This is a genomic window from Candidatus Desulfolinea nitratireducens (assembly GCF_982879505.1).
Genome location: NZ_CEYOSI010000177.1, coordinates 1 through 7,662, shown reverse-complemented (window position 1 = coordinate 7,662; position 7,662 = coordinate 1). Strand labels below are relative to the sequence as shown.

General features: G+C 48.2%; 4 protein-coding genes and 1 pseudogene. 1 reads left to right on the top strand and 4 read right to left on the bottom strand.

What is annotated here, in order from left to right:
* Positions 1–337: 337 nt before the first annotated feature.
* Entirely contained in the window at positions 338–2,401 is a 2,064-nt protein-coding gene (fusA, locus tag AC3DOM_RS13670; protein WP_487919602.1) for an elongation factor G, read from the top strand.
* A gap of 82 nt (positions 2,402–2,483) precedes the next feature.
* Here fusA and AC3DOM_RS13665 read toward each other — a convergent pair whose 3' ends face one another.
* The 4 genes and pseudogenes from AC3DOM_RS13665 to AC3DOM_RS13650 all read right to left on the bottom strand — a co-directional run.
* On the bottom strand, positions 2,484–3,725 hold the full coding sequence (locus AC3DOM_RS13665; protein ID WP_487919601.1) for a YeeE/YedE thiosulfate transporter family protein: 1,242 nt from the start codon (positions 3,723–3,725) through the stop codon (positions 2,484–2,486).
* A 13-nt stretch (positions 3,726–3,738) separates the two neighbouring features.
* Positions 3,739–4,305 (bottom strand): YeeE/YedE thiosulfate transporter family protein, encoded by a 567-nt coding sequence (locus AC3DOM_RS13660; RefSeq protein ID WP_487919600.1) that lies wholly within the window; start codon positions 4,303–4,305, stop codon positions 3,739–3,741.
* 1 nt (position 4,306) lies between these two features.
* The gene (locus tag AC3DOM_RS13655; protein WP_487919599.1) at positions 4,307–7,057 is read right to left on the bottom strand and encodes a cytochrome b/b6 domain-containing protein; all 2,751 of its coding nucleotides are present in this window, start codon (positions 7,055–7,057) and stop codon (positions 4,307–4,309) included.
* Positions 7,058–7,091: 34 nt separating this feature from the next.
* Positions 7,092–7,662, bottom strand: a pseudogene (locus AC3DOM_RS13650) (tetrathionate reductase family octaheme c-type cytochrome); the annotation flags it as partial.

Sequence of the window (7,662 nt, the reverse complement as noted above, 5' to 3'; positions counted from 1 at the left end):
TTCGGCTCAGTTGTCGGTTGTTAAAGTTCAGCTTTTTTCAGTGGAGTCATCTATGTAATTCCAGGACTTCAATGGCGGGTAGGTTGGACATTAATGCTCCTGTTTCGCAACAATTGAAAGATTGTAATTTATATCATTCTTTTAGCAGAATTACGGGATAAATTGGGTGTTTTTATGATTTATTATTCTTAATTATGAAATTCAATTGGTATTTACAGATTTCCATTAGATATCATGCTGAAAATCATCAGAATTTGGTCATAGACTTTGACAATTTAACCGACTTCTCGTACAATCAGTCGATCTGTTATCCTGAAAAAAAGAAGGGTCCTATTTGATGAAAGAGTACACCACTGAGTTTATTCGAAACGTCGCTTTGGTAGGTCACAGCAGCACTGGTAAGACGATGATGGCTGAAGCATTCCTGTATTTTAGCGGAGCCATAACACGTATGGGGAAAGTTGAAGATGGCTCAACGGCCTCTGATTTTGATCAAGAAGAAAACCGTCGCACATTATCGCTATATACCAGCGTAATCCCCATCGAACACAAAAACACAAAACTCAATATTCTGGATGCACCGGGGTATACCGATTTTGTCGGCGAGGTGATCTCTGCCTTGAGTGTTGCTGATGGCGCGGTTGTATTGATCGATTCCCTCGCTGGCGTAGAGGTCGGTACAGAGATCGCCTGGCGTTATTGCGACGAATTCAAGTTGCCTCGCATTGTAGTGATCAACAAGATGGATCGCGACAATGCCAACCTGGAAAAGGTAATGGCCTCTTTGAATGAATTCTCAGAAGCGCGCATGATAAAAGTGCAACTTCCCTGGGGAGAGCGAGGCGATTTCAAAGGAGTCATTGACCTCCTCAGCAATAAGGCTTACGAAGCAGATGGCAAGAAAGCAGTTGATATTCCTGCAGAATTTGCGGACGCGGCCGAGGAAGCCCGACATGAGCTTATCGAAGCCGCAGCCGAGGGCGACGATGCCTTGCTAGAGAAATATTTCGAGGGTGAGGAATTAAGTGACTCTGAAATTGCCAGTGGATTGAAGAAAGTATTCATGGCCGGAGATTATGTTCCCGTTTTTGTTGCTGCAGCCGGTAATGAAATTGGTGTTGGACCGCTCCTGGACGCATTGGTCAGTCTGATGCCCTCTCCTGCTGATCGGCCTGCTGTCGTTGCCCAGGGCGCCAAAGGTGAGGAGGAATTAATTGCCTCTGACACCGAACCCCTGGCCGCCTATGTTTGGAAAACGACCGCTGATCCCTTTGTAGGCAAACAAACCTTTTTCAGAATTTACTCAGGTTCCATCGAAGGTGATAGCCGCGTTTGGAATCAAAAAAGAGAAACCGAGGAGCGCTTTGGCTCGGTGAATATCCCTGTAGGCAAAGATCAGAATATTGTCAAGGTCATTCATGCTGGCGATATTGCCAGTGTCCCAAAGTTGAGTGAGACCGCTACGGGTGATACATTTTGTCTTAAAGGACATCCGCTCACACTTCCAGTTCCTGATTACCCAACTGGTTTGTTCCGGGTTGCGATCGTTCCTAAAACACAGGCAGATGCCGCAAAGATCTCTCCAACGCTTACCCGCCTTTGCGAAGAGGATATGACCCTTGATTGGTATAACGAAAAAGCCACTCGACAAACGATCCTGAAGGGTATGGGAAACCAGCACATCGACGTAGCAATTCGTCGTGCCGAGGCCAAATTGCAGGTTGGTCTGGAAACGATCGAACCACGCATCCCTTACCGTGAAGGGATCACAAAGGAAGCGACTGCATCTTATCGCCACAAAAAGCAAAGTGGTGGTTCCGGGCAATTTGGTGAAGTGCATATCACCATAGATACCTATCCTGAGGGTGATTTCGAACTGACCTGGGATGTCTTTGGCGGAGCAATTTCTCAATCTTATGAGCCTGCCATTCGCAAAGGCATTCTGAGTGTAATGAAAGATGGCGCGATTGCCGGATACCCGATGCAGAATGTCAAGGTCTCTGTTTTTGATGGCAAGGAACATCCTGTTGATTCAAAGCCTGTTGCTTTTGAATCGGCTGCTCGCGGCGCTTTCAAAGCCGCTGTCAAGGATGCGGGTCCGGTTCTCTATGAGCCGATCATGAAGGTTCGCATTACTGTCCCCGATGCAAATATGGGCGATGTAATTGGCGATCTGAATACCCGTCGTGGGCGGATGCAGGGCACCGACGCAGAGCGCGGTTTAACGACCGTTATCGCAGATGTTCCTCTGGCTGAGATGCTTAATTATACAAGCCAATTACGCTCCATTACTGGGGGCCGTGGCTATTTCATGATGGAATTTGATCGTTATGAAATTGTTCCCACCCATGTGGCAGACGAGGTAATCGCTGCTGCCAAATCTGAGGAAGAAGAAGATTAGAATAGTTTTTATAGTGGATCAATAAAAGGAGCCATACAGGTATTGTATGGCTCTTTTTGATTCTAAGGTTTTCTACGGCTCTTTAACCGCAGCCGCCACCGGTTGGTGCTCGTTTGAGCTCCATTTTAATTTTAGTGATATATTCAAGATCTTCGAAATGTTCTGGTTCCGGATAGGCAGCTGGGCAGGATGCGCCAAGAGCTTGTGTGAAAATATAGCGTAGCTCTTCATCCTGGCAATTATCCTTATTTCCTTCACAAAACTCTTTTTCATATTCTGTAGCAAAGGTATCCAGCCAATAATTTATACCGCCTTCGAGGATATAAACATTGGGCACTGACTCTGCGACAAGATATTTCCAGGCCTCTGTGGAATCTTTTTCATCATTGCTTGCTACCACGAAAAGCGTATTGGCTGGTTCAAGGTGGAACTCGCTGATCAGTGAGGGCAGCTCCTCCAAAGAGAGATTTTGTGAATCCATGATGTGGAAGATATTGTAATCACTCTCAGACCGGACATCGATTACTTTGAGGTTGATTTTATGCTCATGGAAATTATGCAATAATTCAGCAGGGTGAATTTGGTAAGCGCGTGCATCCAATTCGGGTTGTTTTACAGATTCGATCAGATTCCAGCGATCTTCAGAGGTTGGTTGCCCAACAAATGCGATGATAATAGCCAGAGTGACAACCACTGCAGCGCCAATATAACGCGCTTTGGGTTCGCTGTCCGCAGCTTTGCCGCCGATACTTCTTTCAAGTTTTTCGCCACCCCAGAACATGAAGAGTGCCATCAATGTGACGCCTATTACGATCACACCAGTTGGGATGTTGAATACATCCATTAGCGTTACGCGTCCAAAATAGCTGCCGTTGAAAAAGTAGGTGATCAATTGTTCGGTTTCTCCAAAGATGAAGACACCGACCAATCCGCCGAGGACAAAAAGTATCCCGTCGATTTTGAAGGTCGCCAAAGCGACGAGCGATGTGCCCGGGCAAAAACCGCCGAGAATAAATCCGACACCCATGATCAGGCCACCGACGATCCCAGACCAGAGATAGGTCGGGTTGACCCAGATCAGGTTGTAATCGAGCAAGCCGATCGCAGCTGCGCCGAAGATCATCAACATGGCAGTTACGATGGCCGTGAAGAAGACTTTGAAAACACGCAGATCCTTGAAGTAAAACTGCTTTGCCAGCAATGTCGATTTATTAAAGCCTGAGCTTTCCAGGACATAACCGAAGGCGAGACCGATCAATAAGAAAACCAGATACGCGATCAGTTTTCCGTATGTGGGTTCAAGAGAGAGAGGGAATGGAATCATGATTTAGCTCCTCCTAGTTCCAAAGTTTGCGGACAAAATAGGCGAGAGCATAAGCTCCGCCAAAGATGGCGAACATGACCACCCAGCTTCCTGCAGAAAGGCTTGCGCCTCCGGAGAGAGCCTGGCCGGATGTGCATCCGCGAGCGAGACGCGCTCCGTACGTGAAGAAGATCCCGCCCAGAAAGGCGAATATCCAGCGCGTCCGGTTGGATATATTTGGCCCTTTATTGGTCTCGAATTTGGCACGCCCATTAATGACACCTGAAATGAAACCGCCAATGATCACTCCAAGGGTTACCAGGACGATCCAGTTGTCGAGTGGGTTGAGTTGGCCGCCTGCCATACTGATCAGGTAAGGCACTTGATTGACATGGTCAGGTGCGATCATATCTTCAATAAAGGCAGCAATCCGGCTCAACCCACCCGATGCTCCCAAACCGTTTCCAGTCAGGAAGAAGGATGCGAAGAGCACCATCCCGAGGAGAACGCCGCCGACATAGGAATTCCAGTAATTTTTGGATTCGCGCATAAAAAGTTTTTTGTAAAAAGGTACTTTTACTTCAGGTGTTGCTGTAGTCATTTTAGGATTCCTCCTGGGAGTGGACGTGTGTTTCAACCTTGTCCCATCCCATAATCATGGACTTGATCCCAGCCATGGGGGTATGTCCCGTAGTGGTCAGGTATACGTGCAGAACGATAAAAGAGGCAAAGGTCCAGGCGATCAATGTGTGGAAAGGAGCCAGGAAAGGCAGCCCACCCAATTTCGCGGCAAGATCAGGCCAGCGCTGGACGCCCCAGATCATTATTCCGGTAAGGCCCTGCAGGGGGAGCAGCACATTCAGGATGCCAAAATATGTGATCTGTTGAAGCGGGTTTAACTTCTTCTTTGCAGTTTTCTCAAAGGGGTGTTCTTCCCCTTTGAAGATGCCCTGCAAATAGAATTTCGCTTGTAAAATGGTCTGGTCAAAGAAGCCGCGCGGGCGGGGCAGGTATTGCTGGATTTCGCCGCTGGCCAAATGATAGAAGAGGGAGAGCGCAGCATTGACTGCCAAAATCGTGGCCAGGACATTGTGGACTATTACGACCCCATTGAAGCTGAAGATGCCGAAACTGTCTGGATTGTGGATGATCACACCTGTGAAGAGCAACAGGACTATCGCAGCAGTCTGAAGCCAGTGCCAGAGACGTTCGTAGATCGAATACATATAGACTTCTTGCGTCTCAGGCTTGACCCTGGGGTTGCGGAGCGCTGAATAAAAGCGCAGCCCGCCGTGAGCAAATACCCCTAAGAGTACGCCGATGAACATCAATCCGCCAAATCGATCAATCCATTTGACAGAGTCGTGACCGAGAATGTAAAAATCCTGCTCGACACTGGATGGTTTATAGGAGAGCGTGCCATCTTCGCCCATATTCATTTCCCCATTGAAGGTGATATTGCTGTCTTTGACGAACTCAGGGAGTTTGCCACCCGGTAAATATGTTGAGATTTGGATGGCATCTGTGATCCGTGATTCTTCGGCATGACAGGTGGCACAATCTTTGGTTGCCCACTCATCTCCCGCTACATCATGACTAATGGTATAGGGTTGTACCTCACCAACAATTCTAGGATTATCCAGTCCAAGAAGGGTCAGGCGCGTGGTAATAAATTCTTCTTTTTCAGGGGTGTCGATACGTAATTCATCTTTTGATACGACACCATCGGTATTTTCGTCAAAGCGCAACATCACGCCGGGGTGGTACTGATCCCCTTCGAGATAGGCTGCTTCCAGATCGATAAGACGAACGGGGCGCTCGGGATTTCCATAGACCCAGAACCAGGTTGTTATCAGGTTATGAGGCGAGAGACTGGTAGTGCCATCAGCATTATCTCGAGGTAAAAGAACCGGTGCGTATCCGGTAACGAGAGTCCCGATTTCGCTGACATCTCCACCTTCCATACCGCGGCATTCTGTCGAGGCGCTTCCATCGAGATTGATGACGGTCCAATCGTGCATTTCATTCGCTGAAGAGTAGAGTTGCGGAATGTGGCAGGATTCGCAGCTGAGTGCGCTCATATGACGATCCTGATAAGGCAGCCAATCGTGAGTCTGGGTTGTATCATGGCAGGAGTCGCAGCGGCGCATGGTGTTTTCAAGATTGGGAGCGATGGTTCCCTGGGCGCTATCGCCCCGTGCAAATTGGTGCAAGGGGCGAACAAGATACTCGCCAATCTCAATGCGACGGGGATCGAAAATCAGGTGGTCTGGTTTTAGAGCATTGGCTTCTTCGTAGTAGAGCGGGTTATTGACTGAGTAGTGACAGTCGGTGCAACTTAATAATCGTTCGGCGTGAACATCCCACGGGCGAGTGAGCTCCTCTTTATTTGCCAGATTCATTCCTGATTCTGAGAGCCGTTGTGATGAAATGATCTGACCTGTTGTGATCGTACTCCAGCGATCTGGAGCACAACCTGATAATACCAATGGTTCTTCAATATCGTCGTGAACGAGACCATGGCAAAGACCACAATTGTCATTTACAGGCCCCTGAATATTGAGTAGATCGAATTTCACCTCGCCATTTTCCGTGAAGGCCTCTTTGTTCCAGACGTAATTTCCGGAGATGGATTCAACGATGCCGGTCTCGAATAAAACGGCAGTATTTGCCCAGCCAAATTCGCCATCTTCCAGCGCTTTGATGCGAGAATCGTTATCCGGATCAGGGATGTGACAAAGGAAGCAGTTCATCTCGACGACCCCTGAGGCCTCCCAATCCCAGGTGACCAATTTGCCAGTGTTGGGGTCAACGATGTGGGTTTCCGGGTCACCCCTGCGGATGGGGAGATTGGTGAGCAATGTTTCTCCATCGCGGGCGTAGACTGCTGGACCGCCACCGATATGGCGAGCCCCATAAAATTGGATCCAGGCCGGCGTGCTGAGATCAACGAGTTCATCTCCATTTGGTGACAGATAGCGATAGGTGAGTGAATTCCATTTTCCAAAGAACCCGGGTGTGATATCCCAATCCCGTTGGCTGGGTGTACTCCCGGGAGATGTGATTTCGTTCAATCCCAGGTTGGCGTGGTAGCTATGGCTTTCGATAAATTCGGCATCATGGCAGGCGCCACAGGTATTCATGGTCGAAACTGGCAATCCTGTTTCAATAACATTTTCGCGATTTTCATCCAGAAGGATTATTGCCGGATGAAGGGATGAAGATTGCAGGGTTGGAGTTTCTTCCTTTTTTGCCAGGGCATTCTGGCTGGTCCAGGAAATCCCTAAAATCACGAAGGTGAGTGCCAGGAAGCCAGGAATTTTTCGGTAGGTGAGTAGATATTTACTAGGCATGTTGCATTCTTTCCTCAAAATATTTAAGTGGCTGTTAATTGGTTTCGCGGAATCTTCCGCCCCAATCGATGGGGTCGCCGAAATAACCCAGGGCTTCCCAGTCCATCCGGCTATCATTGCCATGGCAGTGATCACATGTGAGCGCCTTTGAAGCAGGGCGCACTGTATGAGTGACGGGCCAATACATCCATGTTTCAGCAAAGCCATATTCGCCGCTATAATCCAATCCTGTGATTTCAGCACCAATTTCGAGTGCGGAATCCCAATCGAAAGTTGTCCAGAAACCGTCGTCACGGGCTGTAAGTGGTTGCAGTAAATGATTATTGACCGTGTCATAAGGCTGTTTCGCGATATGGACTTTGAATGGGAAGATCAGTGCTGTTGGGTCAGCGATATTACCGGCAGGTAAGTTGATCATGGTCGGCTGGCCGGGATCCATTTTGTCACCGAGCAAGTATCTGTATTCAAGGTTTCCGTTGAACCAGGCATAAGTCGGCGTGAAGTTGGTATCGTACTCAAAAGACCCTTTTATTTTTAGATAGGTATGTTTGTTTTCTTCAATCGTGTCGCTTCCTGCTGTGGACCAATCCCAATAGACTTTGGTG